The 20,710-nt window shown below is 71.8% G+C and carries 18 protein-coding genes; 5 read left to right on the top strand and 13 right to left on the bottom strand.

Features of this window, described 5'->3' with window-relative positions; all coding sequences use genetic code 11:
- Positions 1-6: 6 nt before the first annotated feature.
- Both ACZ3ZE_RS30195 and ACZ3ZE_RS30190 read left to right on the top strand, forming a co-directional pair.
- Positions 7-1,512 carry a cytosine permease gene (locus ACZ3ZE_RS30195; RefSeq protein WP_361177642.1) on the top strand — a complete coding sequence of 502 codons (1,506 nt, stop codon included), beginning with the start codon at positions 7-9 and terminating at the stop codon, positions 1,510-1,512.
- Between the two features lie 52 nt (positions 1,513-1,564).
- Positions 1,565-2,542 (top strand): LLM class flavin-dependent oxidoreductase, encoded by a 978-nt coding sequence (locus ACZ3ZE_RS30190; RefSeq protein WP_361177644.1) that lies wholly within the window; start codon positions 1,565-1,567, stop codon positions 2,540-2,542.
- Positions 2,543-2,688: 146 nt separating this feature from the next.
- Here the strand turns inward: ACZ3ZE_RS30190 and ACZ3ZE_RS30185 are convergent, their stop codons facing one another.
- The 4 genes from ACZ3ZE_RS30185 to ACZ3ZE_RS30170 form a co-directional block, all read right to left on the bottom strand.
- Positions 2,689-4,122, bottom strand: a complete 1,434-nt coding sequence (locus tag ACZ3ZE_RS30185) for a sugar porter family MFS transporter (protein ID WP_361177646.1) — start codon at positions 4,120-4,122, stop codon at positions 2,689-2,691.
- Positions 4,123-4,330: 208 nt separating this feature from the next.
- Positions 4,331-7,900: a chromosome segregation protein SMC gene (smc, locus tag ACZ3ZE_RS30180; RefSeq protein ID WP_467261469.1), complete on the bottom strand. Its 3,570-nt coding sequence runs from the start codon at positions 7,898-7,900 to the stop codon at positions 4,331-4,333.
- A gap of 186 nt (positions 7,901-8,086) precedes the next feature.
- Complete coding sequence (locus tag ACZ3ZE_RS30175) at positions 8,087-8,302, bottom strand: hypothetical protein (RefSeq protein WP_351671903.1); 216 nt, start codon at positions 8,300-8,302, stop codon at positions 8,087-8,089.
- 413 nt (positions 8,303-8,715) lie between these two features.
- Entirely contained in the window at positions 8,716-8,997 is a 282-nt protein-coding gene (locus ACZ3ZE_RS30170) for an acylphosphatase (protein WP_132919092.1), read from the bottom strand.
- A 162-nt stretch (positions 8,998-9,159) separates the two neighbouring features.
- Here ACZ3ZE_RS30170 and ACZ3ZE_RS30165 point away from each other — a divergent pair, with 162 nt between their 5' ends.
- Positions 9,160-9,993 carry a CAP domain-containing protein gene (locus ACZ3ZE_RS30165; protein ID WP_361177651.1) on the top strand — a complete coding sequence of 278 codons (834 nt, stop codon included), beginning with the start codon at positions 9,160-9,162 and terminating at the stop codon, positions 9,991-9,993.
- Positions 9,994-10,090: 97 nt separating this feature from the next.
- Here ACZ3ZE_RS30165 and ACZ3ZE_RS30160 read toward each other — a convergent pair whose 3' ends face one another.
- On the bottom strand, positions 10,091-10,675 hold the full coding sequence (locus ACZ3ZE_RS30160) for a flavodoxin family protein (protein ID WP_361177653.1): 585 nt from the start codon (positions 10,673-10,675) through the stop codon (positions 10,091-10,093).
- A 132-nt stretch (positions 10,676-10,807) separates the two neighbouring features.
- On the opposite strand from ACZ3ZE_RS30160, the gene ACZ3ZE_RS30155 reads away from it, so the two are divergent.
- Complete coding sequence (locus ACZ3ZE_RS30155) at positions 10,808-11,200, top strand: winged helix-turn-helix transcriptional regulator (protein ID WP_361177655.1); 393 nt, start codon at positions 10,808-10,810, stop codon at positions 11,198-11,200.
- Between the two features lie 61 nt (positions 11,201-11,261).
- On the opposite strand, the gene mutM is transcribed toward ACZ3ZE_RS30155, so the two are convergent.
- The 8 genes from mutM to recG form a co-directional block, all read right to left on the bottom strand.
- Positions 11,262-12,122, bottom strand: coding sequence for a bifunctional DNA-formamidopyrimidine glycosylase/DNA-(apurinic or apyrimidinic site) lyase (mutM, locus tag ACZ3ZE_RS30150; protein WP_467261467.1), 861 nt, complete (start codon positions 12,120-12,122; stop codon positions 11,262-11,264).
- 111 nt (positions 12,123-12,233) lie between these two features.
- Entirely contained in the window at positions 12,234-13,043 is an 810-nt protein-coding gene (gene rnc, locus ACZ3ZE_RS30145) for a ribonuclease III (protein WP_361177659.1), read from the bottom strand.
- 19 nt (positions 13,044-13,062) lie between these two features.
- Positions 13,063-13,236 (bottom strand): 50S ribosomal protein L32, encoded by a 174-nt coding sequence (gene rpmF, locus ACZ3ZE_RS30140; protein WP_015036448.1) that lies wholly within the window; start codon positions 13,234-13,236, stop codon positions 13,063-13,065.
- Positions 13,237-13,238: 2 nt separating this feature from the next.
- Positions 13,239-13,916, bottom strand: a complete 678-nt coding sequence (locus ACZ3ZE_RS30135) for a YceD family protein (protein WP_361177662.1) — start codon at positions 13,914-13,916, stop codon at positions 13,239-13,241.
- 112 nt (positions 13,917-14,028) lie between these two features.
- On the bottom strand, positions 14,029-15,096 hold the full coding sequence (locus tag ACZ3ZE_RS30130) for an ATP synthase F0 subunit B (RefSeq protein ID WP_361177664.1): 1,068 nt from the start codon (positions 15,094-15,096) through the stop codon (positions 14,029-14,031).
- 109 nt (positions 15,097-15,205) lie between these two features.
- Positions 15,206-15,697, bottom strand: coding sequence for a pantetheine-phosphate adenylyltransferase (coaD, locus tag ACZ3ZE_RS30125; protein ID WP_329428554.1), 492 nt, complete (start codon positions 15,695-15,697; stop codon positions 15,206-15,208).
- Between the two features lie 26 nt (positions 15,698-15,723).
- Complete coding sequence (gene rsmD, locus ACZ3ZE_RS30120; RefSeq protein ID WP_361177682.1) at positions 15,724-16,305, bottom strand: 16S rRNA (guanine(966)-N(2))-methyltransferase RsmD; 582 nt, start codon at positions 16,303-16,305, stop codon at positions 15,724-15,726.
- A gap of 70 nt (positions 16,306-16,375) precedes the next feature.
- Positions 16,376-18,523: an ATP-dependent DNA helicase RecG gene (gene recG / locus ACZ3ZE_RS30115; protein WP_361626215.1), complete on the bottom strand. Its 2,148-nt coding sequence runs from the start codon at positions 18,521-18,523 to the stop codon at positions 16,376-16,378.
- A gap of 321 nt (positions 18,524-18,844) precedes the next feature.
- Here recG and ACZ3ZE_RS30110 point away from each other — a divergent pair, with 321 nt between their 5' ends.
- A complete protein-coding gene (locus tag ACZ3ZE_RS30110; protein WP_467261465.1) occupies positions 18,845-20,707 on the top strand; it encodes an HSP90 family protein in 1,863 nt (620 codons plus the stop codon).
- Positions 20,708-20,710: the final 3 nt, after the last annotated feature.

The raw sequence follows: 20,710 nt of genomic DNA, 5'->3' as shown, positions 1-20,710 counted from the left end.
ACCCCCATGCCCCACGCCTCCGAGACCGAAGGCGCGCCGAGCGGCGGCACGCTGGAGAGCCGCGGCCTCGAACCCGTCCCCGACGCCGAGCGGACCGGCCGGGTCCGTGAGCTCTTCCCCACCTGGGTAGCCGCCAACATCAGTGTGCTGCTGCTCACCATGGGCGCCGGCCTGATCGTCTTCAACGGCCTGAACTTCTGGCAGGTGCTGTTCGTCGCGGTGGCCGCGCCGGTCCTGTCGTACGGGATCGTCGGACTGATCTCGATCGCGGGCAAGCGCGGCGGGGCGCCCGGCATGGCGCTGTCGCGCGCGGTCTTCGGGCAGCGCGGGAACCTGTTCCCGGGCGCGCTGATCTGGGTGGCCCGCTGGGGCTGGGAGACCATCAACGCGGTCACCGGCGCCTACGCGGTGCTGACCGTGCTCGACCTGCTCTTCGGTGTGAAGTCCAACACGGCGCTCATCGTGGTGACGCTGCTGCTCTTCGTGTCGTGCACCTTCCTGGTCTCCGGGCTCGGCATCAACGCGCTGCGGGTGTGCAGCAAGTGGTCGACGTACCTGTTCGGCGCCTTCTCCGTCCTGGTCCTCGGCTACCTGGTGGCGAACACGGACTGGTCCGCGGTCTTCGCGAAGCCGGCCGGTTCGACGGCGATGCTGGTGGCCGGAGTCGGCACCATCGCGGCGGGCGGCATCAGCTGGGTGCCGTCCGGCCCCGACTTCACCCGCTATCTGCCGCGCGGCGCCTCCTCCAAGGGCCTGGTCGGCACGACGGTCGGCGGTGCGGGCATCGTGGTGCTGCCGATGGTCCTGATGGGCGCGGTCATGGCGGTCTCGACGCCGGACCTGGCCTCGGCGCAGGACCCGGTCTCCTTCATCGGCGAGCTGCTGCCCACCTGGATCTCGGTGCCGTACCTGCTGATCGCCCTGATCGGGATGCTGCTGATCAACTCGATGTCGATGTACTCGGCCGGGTTCACCGCGCAGACCCTGGGCATCAAGGTGCCGCGGGCGGCGGCGGTCAGCGTGAACGCGGTGATCAGCCTCATCTTCGGCTTCCTCCTGATGGTGGTGGCGACCAGCTTCATCGGCTCGTTCATCTCCTTCCTGACCCTGCTCGCGGTCGCGTTCTCGGCGTGGATCGGCGTCTTCGGCGTGGACATGCTGCGCCGCCGGACGTACGACGCCGAGGCGCTGATGGACACCACCCGGACCAGCGCGTACTGGTACCGGGGCGGCTTCGCCTGGCAGGCGATGGCCGCGTGGGGCGTGGCGCTGGTGGTGGGCCTGCTGTTCACCAAGGTCGACTGGTTCTCCGGCCCGCTGGCCTCGTCCTGGATCGGGCGGAACGGCCTGGGCTGGGCGGCGACGATCGTGGTGGCGGGCGTGCTGTACGCGGTGCTCCCCCGCGACCGGGCGGCACGGCCGGCCGTCGAGCCGGGCGAGCCGGGTGAGCCCGCCGCGTCCGCCGAGTCCGGTGAGGAATCCGACGGGACGCGCGCGACCGTTTCCATCTGACGCAACGTCAGATACCGTCCCCCTCCGACGCACCCGTGGAGGGGGACTTCCCATGCCGTTCACCGTCGTACGGTTCAACCTCGTCGATCCGCACGCGGACCCGGCCTCCCTCTCGGCCCGCTACCGGGCGGCCGTCGAGATGGCCGCCCACGCCGACGCGCACGGCGTCGACACCGTGCAGACCGAGGAGCACCACGGGGCCGTCAACAACTGGCTCCCCTCCCCCTTCGCCTTCGCCGGGGCCGTCTTCGGCGCCACCCGGCGGATCGCGGTCACCGTCTCCGCGATCATCGGCCCGCTGCACGACCCGCTGCGCCTCGCGGAGGAGATCGCCGTCCTGGACCTGCTGAGCGCGGGCCGGCTGGTGACCGTCGCCGGGATCGGCTACCGGCCCGAGGAGTACGAGGAGCGCGGGGTCGACTGGGGCCGCCGCGGCAAGCTCCAGGACCTGCTCCTGGAGACCCTGCTCACGGCCTGGTCGGGCGAGCCCTTCACGTACCAGGGCCGTACGGTACGGATCACGCCCCGGCCCTTCACCCAGCCGCACCCGCTGCTCCTGGTCGGCGGCTCGTCGAAGGCGGCGGCCCGGCGGGCGGCCCGGCTGGGGCTGCCCTTCTTCCCGAGCGCGCACCTGCCCGAGCTGGAGACGTACTACCAGGAGCAGTGCGCCGCGCACGGCACGGAGGGCTGGACGATGATGCCGGCCCGCGAGACCCCGCTGCTGCACGTGTCGGAGGACCCGGACCGGACCTGGGCGGAGTTCGGGGAGCACTTCCTGCACGAGGCCCGCACCTACGCCTCCTGGCAGTCGAAGGACATCCGCTCGGCCGTCCGCTCGGGCGCGGGGAGCGTGGCGGAGCTGCGCGCGGAGGGGGTCTACCGGGTGGTGACGCCCGAGGAGTGCGTGGCGCTCGGGCGGGAGCTCGACAGCCTGGTGCTGCATCCGCTGTGCGGCGGGATGCCGGTCGAGGAGGGCTGGCGGAGCGTGCGCCTGTTCTGTGACGCCGTACTGCCCCGGCTCAAGGGATAGCGGACCGCCCCGCTCGGGCAAGGGCGAACCGCCCAGGCTCAGGCACGGCGAACCGCCCCGGCTCAGGCATCGCGAACTGCCCCGGCTCAAGGCGCGGATGCCTTGGGCCGGGGCAGTCTCGTGTGTGAGGAGAGGGGCAGCGGGGTTTAGCCCATCTCCTCCAACGCCTTGCCCTTGGTCTCCTTGACGTACCTGAGCACGAAGGGGATCGAGAGCACGGCGAAGACCGTGTAGATGATGTAGGTGCCGGAGAGGTTCCAGTCCGCGAGGGACGGGAAGCTGGCCGTGATGGCCCAGTTGGCGATCCACTGGGCGGAGGCGGCGACGCCGAGGGCGGCGGCGCGGATCCGGTTCGGGAACATCTCGCCGAGGAAGACCCACACGACCACGCCCCACGAGAGGGCGAAGAAGAGGACGAAGACGTGGGCGGCGACGAGCGCCACGACGCCCTGGGTGGTGGGCAGCTTGCCGTCGACGAGGTCGGCGGAGAAGGCCCAGGCCTCGAAGGCGAGCGCGATGGCCATGCCGACGGAACCGACGAGGGCGAGCGGCTTGCGGCCCACCCGGTCGACCAGGACCATCGCGATCACGGTGCCGATGATGTTGATGATCGACGTGGTGAACGAGTAGAAGAACGAACTCGACGGGTCGATGCCGACGGACTGCCACAGCGTCGCCGAGTAGTAGAAGGCGACGTTGATGCCGACGAGCTGCTGGAAGACGGAGAGCCCGATGCCGACCCAGACGATCGGCAGCAGCTTGAACTTGCGGCCGGCCACCATCAGGTCCTTGAAGGTGGACTTGTGCTCGCTGCGCATGGCCTGGTCGATCTCGGCGACCCGGTGGTCCAGGTCGACGCCGTGGCCCTCGACCTCGGCGAGCACCTCCTTGGCGCGGTCGACGCGGCCGACGGAGATGAGGAAGCGCGGGGACTCGGGGATCGCGAAGGAGAGCAGGCCGTAGAGGAGCGCCGGCACGACCATCACGCCGAGCATCCACTGCCAGGCCTCCAGGCCGCCGATCTTGCCGCGCTGGTCGCCGTCGGCCAGCTGGAGGATGCCGTAGTTGACCAGCTGGGAGATGGCGATGCCGATGACGATCGCGGCCTGCTGGAAAGAGCCGAGGCGGCCGCGGTACGCGGCGGGGGCGACCTCCGCGATGTAGGCCGGGCCGATCACCGAGGCCATGCCGATGGCGAAGCCGCCGACGATGCGCCAGAAGGCCAGGTCCCACAGGGCGAAGGGCAGCGCCGAGCCGACGGCGCTGACGGAGAAGAGCGCGGCGGAGATCTGCATGCAGCGGATGCGGCCGATGCGGTCGGCGATCCGGCCGGCGGTGGCGGCGCCGATGGCGCAGCCGATCAGCGCGATGGCGATGACCTGGGCCAGGGCGGCGGAGCCGATGTCGTACCGGTCGCGGATGGCCTCTACGGCGCCGTTGATGACGGAGCTGTCGTAACCGAAGAGGAACCCGCCCATCGCGGCCGAGGCCGAGATGAAGATGACGTGTCCGATGTGGTCCGGATGGGCCGAACGCCCTTCGGACGGCGGCGGCGTGGGCGCCTGCGCGGTGCTGGTCACAAGGACTCCTCGGGGCCCCGGCAGCGTCGCCGGTGCGGTGGGGGGCGAGCCCTTCAAGTGGGGCACAACTTCACGGCGCCGACCACTTGAAGGTAGAAGCAACGCGTCAGAGACTATGCCTTCATGTTTCGAAGTCAATACTCGATGTCGTGTGACTTAATAGGCACCTCAATGTGTCCTGCCTTCAAGTTCTAAACACAGAGCTCGCTCACCGCAGCCGCTGGCTGATCACCTTCGAGACGCCGTCGCCCTGCATCGACACGCCGTACAGCGCGTCGGCGACCTCCATCGTGCGCTTCTGATGGGTGATGACGATCAGCTGCGAGGACTCCTGGAGTTCCTCCATGATCCGGATCAGCCGCTGGAGGTTGGTGTCGTCCAGCGCCGCCTCGACCTCGTCCATCACATAGAACGGGCTGGGCCTGGCCTTGAAGATGGAGACGAGCAGCGCCACGGCCGTCAGCGAACGCTCGCCACCGGAGAGCAGCGAGAGCCGCTTGACCTTCTTGCCCGGCGGACGGGCCTCCACGTCGATGCCGGTACGGAGCATGTCGTCCGGGTCGGTGAGCACCAGCCGGCCCTCGCCGCCCGGGAAGAGCCGGGAGAACACCCCCTCGAACTCGCGGGCCGTGTCCCGGTACGCCTCGGTGAAGACCTGCTCGACCCGCAGGTCCACCTCCTTCACGACCTGAAGGAGATCGGCCCGGGTCTTCTTCAGGTCCTCCAGCTGCTCGGAGAGGAACTGGTGGCGCTCCTCCAGGGCCGCGAACTCCTCCAGGGCGAGCGGATTGACCTTGCCGAGCTGCTGATACGCCCGTTCGGCGGCCTTCAGCCGCTTCTCCTGCTCCGAACGGACGAAGGGGCGCGGCTGGTTGCGCGGATGCTCCGGGTCCTCCGGCAGCTCCTCGCCCTCGGCCGGCGGCGACGGCGGTACGGGCCGGTGCGGGCCGTACTCGTCGACCAGCGCGGCCGGCTCCACCCCCAGCTCCTCCAGCGAACGGCTCTCCAGCTGCTCGATCCGCAGCCGCTTCTCGGCGCCCAGGACCTCGCCGCGGTGGACGGAGTCGGTGAGCTTGTCGAGCTCCGCCTTCAGCTCACGGCCACGGGTACGTGCCGCCGCGAGACTCTGCTCGCGGGCGCCCTTCGCGGCCTCCGCCAGGGCCCGCTCCCGCTCGGCGCGCACCAACGAGACCTCCACATGGGCGAGCAGCTGACGGGCGCCGGAGGCCACGGCCTCGGCGACCTCCGCCTCGTGGCGCAGCCGCGCCCTGCGCTGCTCGGCGCGGGTCCGGGCCTCGCGCTCGGCGCGGGCGGCCCGGTCCAGGGAGTCGGCCCGTCCGGCCAGGCCCTTGACCCGCTCCTCGTGGGTACGGACCTGGAGGCGGGCCTCCATCTCGGTCTGGCGCGCGTTGGAGCCGTCGATGGCGAGCCGGTCGCGGACCGCCCCGTCCGGCTCCTCGTCCGCTCCGTCCCCGAGGGACGCCTCCTCGGCGACGAGCAGCCGTTCGGCCAGCTCCTCCGCCTCGGCCAGCGCCGTCTCCAGGGCCTCCGCCGCCCGCGCGGCGGCCGCGGCGGTCCGCTCGGCCTCCCCTGCGGCGCCCCTGGCCTGTCCGGCGAGCCGCCCGAGCTGCTGGGCGACGGACGACTTCTCCCGGTCGGCGGCCCGGCGCCGCTCGCCCAGCTCCTCGACCAGCCGGGCGACCGCGCGCCGACGCTCGGCGGCGGCCTCCTGCCCGGCCGCCAGCTCCTCGCAGCGCACGTCCAGTTCGGCCAGCTCGGCCGCCGCCTCGTCGACGGAGGCCCGCACTTCGAGCAGGCTGGGCGCACCCGCGGCGCCGCCCTGCGCGAAGTGCGCCCCGAGCAGGTCCCCTTCGACGGTGACCGCCGTGAGCCCCGGCCGGGCCCGCACGACCTCGACGGCTTCGTCGAGCCCGTCCACCACGACGACGTCCCGGAGCAGCCGGCGCACGGCCCCGAGGAGGTCTGCGGGACCGGAGACGAGCGGGGCGGCGGGCACCGCGCCGGCCGGCGGCGGGGCGGGGTGGGGCGGGGCGGCCGGGTCCCCGGCGCCCGCGAGCAGCAGTGAGGCTCGGCCCGCGTCCTGTTTGCGGAGCAGGCGGAGGGCTTCGGCGGCGGTGGTCGGGCCGGTGACGGCGAGGGCGTCGGCGGCGGCGCCCAGGGCGGCGGCGACCGGGACCTCGTATCCGGGCGTGACGGTGAGCAGTTCCGCCGCGGGGCCGAGCAGGCCGGTGAGCCCGGCGGCGAGGAGCGCGCCCGTGCCGTCCTTGCGGCGCAGTCCGAGGGCGAGGGCGTCGCGGCGGGCGCCCGCCGCGGCGCGGGCGCGTTCGGCGGTGCCGGCGGCCTCGCGGGCGGCGGCGAGGGCGGACTCCGCGTCGGCGAGCTCCCGGCGGGCGGCCTCGTACCGCTCCCCCAGCTCCGTGTCGCCGGCGTCGAGGCCGTCCACCTCGGCCTTCAGCTGCTCGTACTCCTCCTGCGCGGCGACCGCCCGGTCCCGCGCCTCGTCGCGGGCGGCGGCGAGCCGGTCGATCTCGGCCTGGGCGGAGGCGGCGCGGGAGCGGGCCGCGTTGACCTGCCCGTGCAGCCGGGCCAGGCCCTCGCGGCGGTCGGCGAGGGCCCGGGCCACGTCCTTGAGGCGCCGCTCCTCGACGGCGAGGGCGCGTTCCAGTTCGGCGCGGTGGGCGACGGTGTCCTCCAGGGCCCGCTCGGCGGCCTCCAGAGCGGCCGTCAGTTCGGCCTCCTGTTCGCGGACCCGGGCGGCCTCGCGCTCCAGGTCCTCCGGGTCGCGCCCGCGCCGTTCCTCCTCGGGCCGGGCGGTCGCGCTGGTCACGCGGGCGTCGGCGAGCGAGACGGTGCCGCGTACCCGTTCGGCCAGCTGCGCGAGCGCGTACCAGCTCTGCTGGGCGCGCTGGAGCCGGGGCGCGAGGCGGCGCACCTCGTCCTCCAGCGCGGCCTCCGCGGCCTGCGCCGCCTTCAGCCGGCCCTCGGTGGACTCCTTGCGGGCGAGCAGCGCGGCCTCGTCGGCGACCTCGGCGTTCAGTGCCTCCTTGAGGCGGACGAGGTCGTCGGAGAGCAGCCGCAGCCGCGCGTCGCGCAGGTCGGCCTGGATGACGGCGGCCCGGCGGGCGACGGCGGCCTGCCGGCCGAGCGGCTTGAGCTGGCGGCGCAGTTCGTCGGTGAGGTCCTGGACGCGGGCGAGGTTGGCCTGCATCGCGTCCAGTTTCCGCAGCGCCTTCTCCTTGCGCTTGCGGTGTTTGAGGACGCCCGCGGCCTCTTCGATGAAGGCGCGCCGGCCCATGGGGTCGGCGTGCAGGACGGAGTCGAGCTGGCCCTGGCCGACGATGACGTGCATCTCGCGGCCGATGCCGGAGTCGGAGAGCAGGTCCTGGATGTCGAGCAGCCGGCAGGTGTCGCCGTTGATCTGGTACTCGCTGCTGCCGCCGCGGAACATGATCCGGGTGAGGGTGACCTCGGCGTAGTCGATGGGGAGCGCGCCGTCGGAGTTGTCGATGGTCAGCGAGACCTCCGCGCGGCCGAGCGGGGGCCGCCCCGTCGTGCCGGCGAAGATGACGTCCTCCATCTTGCCGCCGCGCAGCGACTTGGCCCCCTGTTCGCCCATGACCCAGGAGAGCGCGTCCACGACATTGGACTTGCCGGAGCCGTTGGGGCCGACGACGCAGGTGATCCCGGGTTCGAACCGCAGCGTGGTGGCGGAGGCGAACGACTTGAAACCGCGGAGCGTCAGGGCCTTGAGGTGCACGCCTGCGGACTCTACCCGGGGTGTCGGGTTTCGCCCGTGAACGCACTGGGCACACCCTCCCCCAAAGAGGGGGACCAGGGTGGCGCGCGAAAGAGGTGGCGCAAGAAAGAAGGGACGCCTAGGCGTCCCTTGCATATCTAGCTGTGCTAGCGAGAGTGTTTCTCACCGGTGCCCCGGCACGGGGCGTCAGGTGAGCGCAGGCTCCGCCTTGGGAACGTCGAGGTCGATGCTGTCCAGCAGCGACTCTCCGTGGTGAGCGGCGGCAGCGGCGAGCGCGTCGTTCTCGGACTGGATCCTAACCAGCTCGGACTCGAGGTCCTGGACGCGCTGCTGAAGCCGTCGCATCTCGGCGAGGAGTCGCGGGTCGGAGCCGCCGACGTAACCGAGAAGCGCCTTTGCCATGATGGATGGTCCTCCACACTGAGTGACCGACCGTAACGGTGTGGGTCGTGAGGGATTCGCACCCGCGGTGCCCGACCATGCTCTTTGTCGTGCCGGTTTCCACGGTCGGACAGCTAAGGTGCGCGGGGCTTCCAGAGTCTCACCAAAAAGTTTGACGGTCAACACGATCACGCCCCGTATCAAGGGCTACCGGGGGGTCCACGGCCGCGGGAAGGGCGGCGGCGCCTCGCAACTCGGTGCCCTGGGGCTCTGGAGATCATCCTTACTCGCGCAGCCTGGCACGGCAAGCCCTTCTTGGCAATCACCAGGGGGTTTCCGCTGCCGGCGACCCTTCCCCGTACGCCGTGAGCGCCCCCCGCGCGCCCCTCACGGGCCGTCGCGCGGGGGCGTTCGGACAAGATCGTCGGGCGGGTTCAGCGGATCGCGAAGGTCTCGTAGATGCCGCGGGGCGTGTCCCATATCTCAGTGACTCCGTCCACGCGCCCGGGCGTGTCGCCGGACCGGAGCCAGTCCAGGAGACGGTGGCAATTCTCACTCGGCCCCTCGGCCACGACCTGCACCCGGCCGTCGTCGAGGTTCAGGGCGAAGCCCACGAGCCCTCCGATCTCCAGCGCGTTTGCCCTGGTGAACCAGCGGAAGCCCACTCCCTGTACCCGGCCGCGCACCCAGGCGGTCATCCGTACGTCGTCGTTCATGGCTGCACGCTAGCGGGCGGATTGCCGAAGGAGCACGTCAGCCCCGCATGTCATGGCGTACAGTCCCGACGGAATGGGAGTCACCCGAGTGGACGAGTCCCGTTCGACAGCATCAGCAGAAGCAAACACCAGCAAAGATCGTCCTTCAGGGAGGCAGAGCGGATGGGACGCCATCGGGGCGCGCGACGCGGCGCGCCGGTACGCACCGGGCTGCTCGGTGTCTCCGCCGCGGTCGCCATCGGCGCGATCGCGGTCACCTCGGGCCTGCTGCCCGGCGGGGACACGTTCACGGTGGGGAGCGCGGGCTCGGGCGGCAAGGAGCGCGTCGCGACCCAGCAGGCGCCGAGCCTGACCACGCAGGGCGGCGCCTCGGCGACCCCGGCCGGCGACTCCACGCCGAAGCACACCGGTACGGGCACGGGCACGGGGAACGGCAGGACCGCCACCCCGTCGAAGGCCCCGGCGACGCCCTCGCCGAAGCCCACCCCCACGAGGACGACGGCCGCGCCGAGCCCGAAGGCCCCGGCGCCCACGCCCTCGAGGACGGCCCGTCCGACCCAGGCGCCGACCACCGAGGCTCCGGAGCCGGTGGCCACCCTCCGTTCCCTGGCCGGCCGTGAGACGGCAGCCGAGGCGGAGGTCGTCCGGCTGGTGAACGCCGAGCGCGCCAAGGTGGGCTGCGTCGCGATCCGCTCCGACGCGCAGCTCGCGTCCCTGGCGGGCGCCTTCAGCGCGGACATGGCCGCGCGGAACTTCTTCGACCACACGGACCCGGACGGCCGGACCCCGTGGGTGCGCGCCGAGAAGGCGGGCGTCAGCGGTCTGGGGGCCGAGAACATCGCCCGCGGCCAGGTGGACGCGGCCGCGGTGATGAAGTCCTGGATGGCGAGCGACGGGCACCGGGCGAACATCCTGAACTGCGACTACAAGACGCTCGGCGTGGGGGTGCACTTCGCGGACGGCGGCCCGTGGTGGACCCAGGACTTCGGTTACTGATCCCCCGCACGCCCCCACCCGCCCGCGCACACCCCCGTACACACGGGGAAGGCCCCGTCACCACAGAGGTGACGGGGCCTTTCGCATGGGGTACGGGTCAGGCCGCGGCCTTGCCGAGCGCAAACGTGCGGGCGGTCTCGGCGACGCGGCGGCCGAGGTGCTCGGCGGTGGCGACGTCGGCCTTGTGGACGGCCTCGGGGCCCAGGTCGCTGGGGGTCTGGGCGGCGGCGCCGGAGAAGAAACCGAGACGGTTGATGTCGTTCTCGGAGGCGGTGCTGCTGTTCCAGCCGGGCTTCAGGCCCAGGTTGACCCAGGTCATGCCGTGCTGGCCGGCGAGGGTCTGGAAGAACTGCAGGGTGTGCAGCTTGTCGCCGCTCTTGGAGGCGGAGTTGGTGAAGCCGGCCGCCAGCTTGTCCAGCCAGGCGTCGGCGAACCAGCGCTTCGAGCTGGCCTCGGCGAACTGGTGGAAGGCGCCGGAGGCGGTGCCCATATAGGTCGGCGAGCCGAAGACGATCGCGTCGGAGCCGTCGAGCAGCTCCCACTGGGCGTCGGTGATCTCGTCGACCTTGATCAGGTGGACGGTGGCGCCGGCGTCGGCGGCCCCGTTCCGGACGGCCTCGGCGATGACGGCGGTGTGGCCGTAGCCGGAGTGGTACGCGATGGAGACGACGGGCGTGGTCATGGAGGAGCTCCTCGGCGGCGCGAAGGACGGCAGGGGGTGACGACAAGAAGTAGAGCACTAACTTTTCGATAGCGCAACCTGCGATACAGCGCAGCCCTCTCCACAGCGCTGTGCGCGAGTATGGTAGAGGGCATGACCGACGACCCGGACCTCGCTTTCGATGTCTTCGCCAAGTCCTGTCCCTCCCGCGGCACGCTGGAGCACGTGACCGGCCGCTGGGGCAGCCTGACGCTGGGCGCGCTCCACGAGGGCACGTTCCGCTTCAACGAGCTGCGGCGCAGGGTGGACGGCGTCAGCGAGAAGATGCTGTCCCAGACGCTCCACGCGCTGGAGCGCGACGGCCTGGTGCACCGCGAGGCGCAGCCCACCAACCCCCCGCGGGTGGAGTACCGGCTCACCCCGCTGGGCCAGGAGGTCGCCGAGCGGCTGCTGGGCCTCATCCACCTCGTCGAGGGCCGGATGGACCAGGTGCTCGCCGCCCGCGAGACCTATGACGCGGGGCGCGCGGAGCCGGTCGCGCCGTGAGCGACGGCCGGCCGGGTGGGACCGGTCAGGCCGGTCAGACCGGTAACAGCGGTCAGGCCTGTCAGGCCGTGACGCGCGGCGGGCGCTGGCAGCGCGGGCAGTAGTAGCTGGACCGGTTCATCCACGCGCGCCGGCGCATCGGCGTACCGCAGCGGTGACAGGGCTCGCCCTCCCGCCCGTACGCGTCGAGCGAGCGGTCGAAGTACCCGGACTCGCCGTTCACGTTGACGTACAGCGCGTCGAAGCTGGTGCCGCCGGCCGCGAGGGCCGCGTTCATCACGTCCCGTACATGCCCGAGGAGCTCGGCCGAGCGCGGCCGGGTCAGGGTGGCGGTCGGCCGGTCGTAGTGCAGCTTCGAGCGCCACAGCGCCTCGTCGGCGTAGATGTTGCCGACGCCGCTGATCAGCGACTGGTCGAGCAGCGCGCGCTTGACCGTCGTACGCCGCAGGCGCAGCGCGGCCTGGAACGCGGCGTCGTCGAAGAGCGGGTCCAGCGGGTCGCGCGCGATGTGCGCGATGACGTCGGGCAGCCCTTCGGGCGTGTTGTCGTGCAGCGAGAGCCCGCCGAAGGTGCGCTGGTCGACGAAGCGCAGCTCGGTGCCGGTGGAGTCGGCGAAGCGCACCCGGATCCGCAGGTGCTTCTCGTCGGCCGCGTCCTCGGGCTGCACGAGCAGCTGCCCGCTCATGCCGAGGTGGCCGAGGACGGAGGCGTCGGTGTCGGCGAGCGGCAGCCACAGGTACTTGCCGCGGCGCCGCGCGGTGCCGAGCCGCTGTCCCTTCAGCCGGGCCGCGAAGTCCGTGCCGCCCGCCAGGTGGCGCCGTACGGCCCGGGGGTGCAGGACCTCGACCTCGGCGACGGTGCGTCCGGCGACCCACCGCTCAAGACCGCGTCGTACGACCTCGACCTCGGGCAGCTCGGGCACGGGACTCCTCCGGAACGGTTCCTGCGGGTGATGTCCGCAGCCTACAACCGTCCCGGCATGACGAGGCCCCCGTCCCCGGGAAGGGGGCGGGGGCTCCGGGAAGCGAACGGATCAGGCCGAGGCCTGGTCGTCGGCGGAAGAGGGGTCGGCGACCTCTTCCCCACCGTTGCCGGAGGCGGCGTTCTCGGCAGCGGCCTTCGCCGCCGCCGCGCGCTCGTCCGCGGCCGCGCGAATCGCGCGCCACGCGGACTCGGCCGCCTGCTGTTCCGCTTCCTTCTTGCTGCGGCCGGTGCCGGTGCCGTACGAGACACCACCGACGCGGGCGGCAGCAGTGAAGGTCTTCTCGTGGTCCGGACCCTCCTCGCTGACGAGGTACTCCGGAACACCCAGACCCTCGGCCGCGGTCAGCTCCTGGAGACTGGTCTTCCAGTCCAGGCCTGCGCCGAGGTTCGAGGACTTCTCGATCAGCGGGTCGAAGAGCCGGTGCACCAGCTCACCCGCGGCGTCGAGACCCTGGTCGAGATAGACCGCGCCGATCACCGCTTCAAGGGTGTCGGCGAGGATGGAGGCCTTGTCCCGGCCGCCCGTGCCCTCTTCGCCCCGGCCGAGCCGGATGAAGGAGCCGAGTTCGAGCCCGCGGCCCACCTCCGCCAGCGCACGCGAGTTGACCACCGCGGCCCGCAGCTTGGCCAGCTGGCCTTCGGGCAGGTCGGGGTGGGTGCGATAGAGCGTGTCCGTGACCACCAGGCCGAGCACAGAGTCCCCGAGGAACTCAAGACGCTCGTTGGTGGGCAGACCGCCGTTCTCGTACGCGTACGAACGGTGGGTGAGCGCACGCACCAGAAGGGCGGACTCGAGCTGATACCCGAGCCGCCCTTCCAGAAGCGTGTGGGACGAGGCTGTGTTGACGTGGTCAGACATCGTGCCTCTCACCAGCCACTCAGACCGAGAGGACCTGGCGCTTGTTGTAGGTGCCGCAGCTCGGGCACGCGATGTGCTGCAGCTTCGGCTCCTGGCAACGCTCACACGAAACCAGGGTGGGGACCGCAGCCTTCCACTGCGACCGGCGGTGGCGCGTGTTGCTGCGCGACATCTTCCGCTTCGGAACAGCCACGGCTACTTCTCCTGCTTCTCGGCGGCGCTTCGGACGTCACCGTCAGAGGAGCCGCGCATGTTGTCCTTCTCATCGGTTCCCTGCGAACCGGCGAGTCCCTGCAGTGCCGCCCAACGAATGTCGACGGCGTCGTGGTGGTGGTCCGGGTTCTCGTTCAGGTTGATTCCACAGGTGGAACACAGACCTTCACAGTCCTCCCGGCACACCGGCTGCATCGGCAGTGCGAGCACCACCGCATCACGCAGCACCGGCTCGAGGTCGAACATGCCGTCCTCGAGGGGGATCATGCTCTCGTCGTCCTCGGCTTCGTCGTCCGCGGCCGCCTTGGAGCGGCCCCGGTCGTCGGAGTCGGGGTACGAGAACATCTCCTGGAAGTCGGCGTCGAGCTCAAGCTCCACGGACTCCAGACACCTTACGCACTCCCCCTCGGCCGATGCACGGGCGGTGCCTGTGACAAGCACCCCTTCCATGACCGACTCGAGTCGGAGGTCGATCTCCACCGGAGCGCCCTCGGGCACTCCGATGACCCCGGCGACACCCAGGTCCCTGGGGGCGTCGATCGTGCGGGAGATCCGCTGGAGGGCGCCAGGACGCCGCCCCAGCTCGTGCGTGTCGAACACGAGGGGGTCGCGGTGGTCGAGGCGCGTACTCAGGGTTCTTCCTGCTTTCGGATCGTTCATATCGTGAGGGGGGCTGCCGACCGTGGGCAGCACGGGTCGCGAGCATAGGCGCGACCGAAGAGCCAGGATACTGGACGCTTCGCTCAGGGCCCAATCCGGGTGAGGTCCCGGCTCAGTGTCCCTGTTCGTAGCGGCGCAGCTCCTCCAGGTCGATCATGCTCGTGTCGAAGAAACTGGTCTCGTCGAGCGCGGCGGTCTGCGGCGGGTGCGCGGGCTGGGCCGGCTGCTGCTCGTAGCCGTACTGCTGCTGGGCCGCGTACCCGTACGGGTCGGCCTGCGGCTGCTGGTACGCGTACGGGTCCTGCTGCTGGTACCCGTACGGGTCGGTCTGCTGGACCGGGACCGGCTGCGCCTGCGGGACCTGCGGGACCTGCTGCTGGGCGGCGTACCCGTACGGGTCGTGCTGCGGCTGCGGCGGGACCTGCTGCTGCGGGATGTGTACGGGCTCGGGGTCGGCCAGCTCCGCGAGGCCGGCCAGGTAGTCGGCGTCGCTGGTGTGCACGGAGGCGCCGGCGGCGTCCTGGGCGGCCATGTGCTCGCCGAGGTCGTCGGAGGCGATCCGGCCGTGCAGCTTCTGCCGGCCGCGGCCGACGGCCTCCAGGGTCTTGGAGAGCACGGCCTCGAAGGCGCCCAGCTTGGCGTCCACGTAGGCGTCGGCGCGGTGGATCAGGGTCTGCGGGTCCGCGCTGTACTCGGGGGCGTCCGGGTCGGCGTACCCGTCGGCGTCGAGGCCGGGGCCCCGGCCGAGCAGCTTCTCGCGGCCGCGGTCGACGGAGCCGATGGTCTTGTTGAGGACGACCTCGAAGTTGGCCAGCTTGGAGTCGACGTAGTCGTCGGCCTCGGCGCGGATCTCCTCCGCCTCCCGGCGGGCCTCGGTGAGGATGCGGTCGGCCTCGCCCTGGGACTGGCGGGCGACCTGGCTGTCGGAGACGATCGAGCCGCGCTCGGCGTGCGCCGCCTCGATGATCCGCTCGGCCTCCTGGCGGGCCTGCTCGACCATCTGCTCCCGGCCGCCGATCAGCTCCCGCGCCTGGGCGAGCGAGCCGGGCAGGGCCTCGCGCACCTCTTCGAGCAGGGCGAGCAGCTCGGCCCGGTTGACCACGCAGGACGCCGACATGGGCATGGAACGGGCGCTCTGGACCGTCGTGACGATCTCGTCGAGCTTCTTCTGCACGTCCACCGGTGCTCGCCACTCTCTACAGCTGGATGGAGACGGACGGGACGACTGTAAGGCCAGTCGGGCCCCGTCCGGGACCTGGTGACGGAGCGTCAGGAGCGGTGGCCGCGGGTCACTGCCCCGAGCGCTGCTCGGCGAGCCGTTCGGTGAGCCGGCCGAGGACCGCCGGGGGCACCAGGTGGGAGACGTCGCCGCCCCAGGCGGCGACCTCCTTGACCAGCGAGGACGACAGGAAGCTGTACGTCGGGTTGGTCGGCACGAACAGGGTCTCGACGCCCGAGAGCCCGTTGTTCATCTGGGCCATCTGGAGCTCGTAGTCGAAGTCGCTGACGGCCCGGAGTCCCTTGACGATGGCGGGGATGTCGCGCTGCTTGCAGAAGTCGACGAGCAGCCCGTGGAAGGACTCCACCTCGACGTTGCCGAAGTCGGCGGTGACCTCGCGGATCAGGCCGATCCGCTCGTCGACGGTGAAGAGGCCCTTCTTCGACTGGTTGATCATCACCGCGACGTGCACCACGTCGTACAGCTTGGAGGCGCGGGCGATGATGTCGAGATGTCCATTGGTGATGGGGTCGAATGACCCCGGACAGACGGCGCGGCGCAACTTCGGTCCCTCGCTCTCCGGTCCGGTCATCGTGCGTCTTCGCACGTAGAGGCGGCGCGACCGTACCAAAACGTTCCCTCGCCGTAACGACGGGCCCGCAGCGCTGCGAAGCCGTCCGGCCAGCCGAACTCGCCGCCCCGGGTGCTGCGCTCCACGGTGACGAGGGCATCGTCCGCGATCCAGCCCCCTGAGCGCATTGTGAGGAGGATCTCCCGAAGATCGGCGTCCGCGACGGCGTACGGGGGGTCGAGGAAGACCAGGTCGTACGGTTCCGAGGGCGCCGGACCCGTCACGATCTGCTCCGCTTTGCCGGTGCGCAGCTCGGCTCCCGGCAGGGCGAGCGAGCTGATGTTGTCCCGGACGGTCTTCGCGGCGCGCGGGTCGGCCTCGACCAGCAGGGCGTGGGAGGCGCCACGGGAGAGCGCCTCCAGGCCGACGGCGCCGGAGCCCGCGTACAGGTCGGCCACTCTGGCCCCCTCCAGGCCGTGGAACGACTCCCAGGTGGAGAAGAGGCCTTCCCGCGCCCGGTCGGAGGTGGGGCGGGTGCCGGTGCCGGGCGGCACGGCGAGTCGGCGTCCGCCGGCGCTGCCGGCGATCACGCGGGTCATCTGGGTCCTCGTCTCCATAACCTGGTGCGTACGTACGCACCAGGTTATGGCGATCGCGACCCCCGTGGAGTCAGCCCTTCTCCAGGTACTCCTCCCGCTCCTTGTCGAGCAGCGCGTCGAGGGCGGTGCGCAGCTCGGGGTGGGCGGTGAGGTCGGGGTCGGCGAGGACGACGGCGGTGGCCTCCTCGCGGGCGGCGGTGATGACCTCCTCGTCGTCGATGACGGTGAGCATCCGCAGGGAGGAGCGCACGCCGGACTGGGCCTGGCCGAGGACGTCGCCCTCGCGGCGCTGTTCGAGGTCGATACGGGAGAGCTCGAAGCCGTCGAGGGTGGAGGCGACGGCGCCGAGCCGCTGCCGGGCGGGGCTGGCCTCGGGCATCTCGGTGACGAGCAGGCACAGTCCGGCGGCGGAGCCGCGGCCGACGCGGCCGCGGAGCTGGTGGAGCTGGGAGACGCCGAAGCGGTCGGCGTCCATGATCACCATGGCGGTGGCGTTCGGCACGTTGACGCCGACCTCGATGACGGTGGTGGCGACCAGGACGTCCACCTCGGCGGCGGCGAAGCGGCGCATGACGTCGTCCTTGTCGTCGGGGTGCATCCTGCCGTGCAGCACCTCGACGCGGAGGCCGGCGAGCGGCCCGGCGCGCAGCTGCTCGGCCACCTCCAGGACGGCGAGCGGCGGGCGCTTCTCGGCCTCGTCCTCCGGGCTCGCCTTCCGCTTCTGCTTCTGGTCCTCCTCGTCGCCGATCCGGGGGCAGACCACGTACGCCTGGTGGCCGCCCTCCACCTCCTCGCGGACCCGCTCCCAGGCCCGGGCGAGGAAGTGCGGCTTGTCGGCGGCGGGCACCACATGGCTGGCGATCGGGGACCGGCCGGCCGGCAGCTGGTCGAGGACGGAGGTCTCCAGGTCGCCGAAGACGGTCATGGCGACCGTCCTGGGGATGGGCGTCGCGGTCATCACGAGCAGGTGCGGGGGCTGCTTCCCCTTGCCGCGCAGGGCGTCGCGCTGCTCCACGCCGAAGCGGTGCTGCTCGTCGACGACGACCAGGCCCAGGTCGTGGAACTGCACCTTGTCCTCGATGAGGGCGTGGGTGCCGATGACGAGCCCGGCCTCGCCGGTGACCAGGTCGAGCAGCGCCTTGCGCCGCCCGGCGGCGCCCATCGAGCCGGTGAGCAGCACGACCTTGGTGGCGTGCTCGGACCCGCCGAGCATGCCGCCCTCGGCGAGCTCGCCCATCATCTCGGTGACCGAGCGGTGGTGCTGCTGGGCGAGGACCTCGGTGGGCGCCAGCATGGCGGCCTGTCCCCCGGCGTCGACGACGGCGAGCATGGCGCGCAGGGCGACCATCGTCTTGCCCGATCCGACCTCTCCCTGGAGGAGCCGGTGCATGGGGTGGTCGGTGGCGAGGTCGTCGAAGATCTCGCGGGTCACCTTCTGCTGGCCGTCGGTGAGGGTGAAGGGCAGCTTGGCGTCGAAGGCGTCGAGCAGGCCGCCCTCGACGGGTCTGCGGGGGACGGCGGGGAGCTGGGTGTCGGCGTGGCGGCGGCGGGCGAGGGCGACCTGGAGGACGAAGGCCTCGTCCCACTTGAGGCGGTCGCGGGCGTCGGCGATGTCGGCCTTGGTGTGCGGGCGGTGGACCTTGCCGAGGGCGTCGGCCAGGTCGGTGAGGCCCCGGCCCTCGCGCAGGGCGGGCGGCAGCGGGTCGACGAGGCCGGCCCAGCCGGTGGCGGCCATGGAGTCCAGGGCGATGGCCACGGACTGCTCGATGGTCCAGGACTCCAGCTGCTTGCAGGCCGGGTAGATGGGCAGCAGCTCGCTCGCGAAGGCCTTGACGGTCTCGGTGTCGCTGTCGGCGTCGATCAGCTTGTACTCGGGGTGGGCGAGCTGGAGCTTGCGGTTGAACAGGCCGACCTTGCCGGCGAACATGGCGCGCCGGCCGGGCAGCAGTTCCTTCTGGTGGAAGTGGACGGTGCGGCCGAAGAAGACCAGCTGCATGCGGCCGCTGCCGTCGGTGATGGTGACTTCGAGGCGCTGGCCCTTGCCGCGGCCGCCCTTGTTGAAGGTGTGCACGCGGGCGTCGGCGACCTGGGCGACGACGGTGACGTGCTCGTCGAGGGGCAGGTCGGCCAGCGCGGTCAGCTCGCCGCGCTCCGCGTACCGCCGGGGGTAGTGGTGGAGCAGGTCGCCCACGGTGTGCAGGTCCATGTGCTCGGCCATCACCTTGGCGGTGGCGGCTCCGAGCAGGTTCTTCAGCGGGTCGGCGAGCTGCACGGCACCTCCTGCGGGCGGGCGGCGGCCCCGGCGGTCGCCGCGGCGGTGGCGGCTCCGGTCGGCTTCTTCAGTGGTTCGTCGAGCGCAGGCACGCGGTCCATTGCACACCACGGCACTGACAGACGTCGCGCAGGCCGTGGCCATCGGTTGGTCACGTCGGAGCCGGGGCGCCTAGGATGGCCGCTCTTCCGCTCCTCCCCCGCGATCACCGGACGCCGGGATCGCCTGACCCGCGCCGTCGCCCGTCCCCCCACCGGCGCAGCGACGATGACTGCTGACCAGACACCGCACACGTTCCAGGTCGATCTGCGTGGCCTGGTGGATCTGCTCTCCCACCACCTCTACTCCAGTCCCCGGGTCTACCTGCGCGAACTCCTCCAGAACGCCGTGGACGCCCTCACCGCCCGACGCGCCCTCGACCCCCGGGCACCCGCCCGGGTCCAGATCCACGCCGACGGCACCACCCTGCGCATCACCGACACCGGCATCGGCCTCACCGAGACCGACGTCCACACCCTCCTCGCCACCATCGGCCGCAGCTCCAAACGCGACACCACCCACGGCCTCGACACCGCCCACGGACTCGAAACCGCCCGCGCCGACTTCCTCGGCCAGTTCGGCATCGGCCTCCTCGCCTGCTTCGTCGTCGCCGCCGAGATCCGCGTCGTCTCCCGCTCCGCCCGCACCCCCGACGCACCCCCCGTCGAATGGCGCGCCCACGACGACGGCTCCTACACCGTCACCACCCTCGACCCCACCCAACACCCCGAACCCGGCACCACCGTCCACCTCACCGCCCGCCCCGGCACCACCGACTGGCTCACCCACGACCGCGCCCTCACCCTCGCCCGCCACTACGGCACCCTCCTCCCCCACCCCATCCACGTCGGGGACGAGCCGGTCACCGAGGTACCGGCGCCGTGGGAGCGGACGTATCCGAGTCCGGCCGCGCGGCGGGTGGCACTGGCGGCGCACTGTCAGAACCTGTTCGGGTTCGGGCCGCTGGACTCGATCGACCTGGACCTGCCGCTGGCGGGCATCCGGGGCGTGGCGTACGTCCTGCCGTCGGCGGTGAGTCCCGCGCAGCGGGCCGGGCACCGGGTCCACCTCAAGGGGATGCTGCTGACCGAGAAGGCCGACGGGCTGCTGCCTGACTGGGCGTTCTTCGTCCGGTGCGTCCTGGACACGGACACCCTGCGCCCGACCGCCTCGCGCGAGTCGCTGTACGAGGACGAGGCCCTGGCGGGGGTGCGGGACGCGCTCGGGGACGCGATCCGCGACTGGCTCACCGGGCTGGCCGTCGGATCGCCGGAGCGGCTCGGGCAGTTCCTCGCGGTCCACCATCTCGGGGTGAAGTCGCTGGCGCGGCACGACGACGGGATCCTGGCGGCGATGCTGCCGTGGCTGCCGTTCGAGACCACCGACGGCCGCCTCTCCCTCGACGAGTTCGCCCGCCGCCACCCCGTCGTCCACTTCACCCGCACCGTCGAGGAGTTCCGCCAGGTCGCCGCCATCGCCGCCGCCCAGGGCATCGGCGTCGTCAACGGCGGTTACACGTACGACACGGAGCTGGTGGAGCGGCTGCCGGAGGTGCGGCCGGGGACGGTGGTGGCGGAGCTGGACGCCGACACCGTCACGGCGCATCTCGACGCGGTCGATCCGGCGCGGGAGCTCGCCCTGACCGGTTTCCTGTCGGTCGCGCGGGCCACCCTGGACGCGCTCGGCTGTGACGTGTCGCTGCGTTCCTTCCATCCGGTGACCGTCCCGGCGCTGCATCTGGACGACCGGTCGGCCCGCCATGAGCAGGCGCGGGCGGAGGCGGAGGGCGAGGCCGACGACCTGTGGGCCGGCATCCTCGGCTCCCTGCGCGGCAGCGCACCCCGCGCCCGCCTCGTCCTCAACCACCAGAGCCCCCTCGTCCGCCGCATCGCCGCCCTCGACGAACCCCAGCTCACCGCGACCGCCGTCGAAGCCCTCTACGGACAAGCCCTCCTCATGGCCCAACGCCCCCTCCGCCCCGCCGACAACGCCCTCCTCAACCGCACCTTCCTCGGCCTCCTCGAATGGAGCACCGGGCACGGCGCCGACGGGGAGACCGGCCACGGCACCGACGGGGGGACCGGGGCGTGACGG

It is taken from the genome of Streptomyces sp. NPDC023157 (genome assembly GCF_055560575.1).
This window is presented reverse-complemented; position numbering and strand designations above follow the sequence as displayed.

Bases quoted from the DNA above. Each gene is read 5' to 3' on its own strand.
- ACZ3ZE_RS30195 (WP_361177642.1), top strand. From the start codon at position 7: ATGCCCCACGCCTCCGAGACCGAAGGCGCGCCGAGCGGCGGCACGCTG.
- ACZ3ZE_RS30175 (WP_351671903.1), bottom strand. From the start codon at position 8,302: ATGGCAAAGGCGCTTCTCGGTTACGTCGGCGGCTCCGACCCGCGACTC.
- ACZ3ZE_RS30160 (WP_361177653.1), bottom strand. From the start codon at position 10,675: ATGACCACGCCCGTCGTCTCCATCGCGTACCACTCCGGCTACGGCCAC.
- rsmD (WP_361177682.1), bottom strand. From the start codon at position 16,305: ATGACCCGCGTGATCGCCGGCAGCGCCGGCGGACGCCGACTCGCCGTG.
- ACZ3ZE_RS30110 (WP_467261465.1), top strand. From the start codon at position 18,845: ATGACTGCTGACCAGACACCGCACACGTTCCAGGTCGATCTGCGTGGC.
- ACZ3ZE_RS30165 (WP_361177651.1), top strand. From the start codon at position 9,160: ATGGGACGCCATCGGGGCGCGCGACGCGGCGCGCCGGTACGCACCGGG.
- recG (WP_361626215.1), bottom strand. From the start codon at position 18,523: ATGGCCGAGCACATGGACCTGCACACCGTGGGCGACCTGCTCCACCAC.
- ACZ3ZE_RS30190 (WP_361177644.1), top strand. From the start codon at position 1,565: ATGCCGTTCACCGTCGTACGGTTCAACCTCGTCGATCCGCACGCGGAC.
- rnc (WP_361177659.1), bottom strand. From the start codon at position 13,043: ATGTCTGACCACGTCAACACAGCCTCGTCCCACACGCTTCTGGAAGGG.
- ACZ3ZE_RS30170 (WP_132919092.1), bottom strand. From the start codon at position 8,997: ATGAACGACGACGTACGGATGACCGCCTGGGTGCGCGGCCGGGTACAG.
- ACZ3ZE_RS30155 (WP_361177655.1), top strand. From the start codon at position 10,808: ATGACCGACGACCCGGACCTCGCTTTCGATGTCTTCGCCAAGTCCTGT.
- ACZ3ZE_RS30135 (WP_361177662.1), bottom strand. From the start codon at position 13,916: ATGAACGATCCGAAAGCAGGAAGAACCCTGAGTACGCGCCTCGACCAC.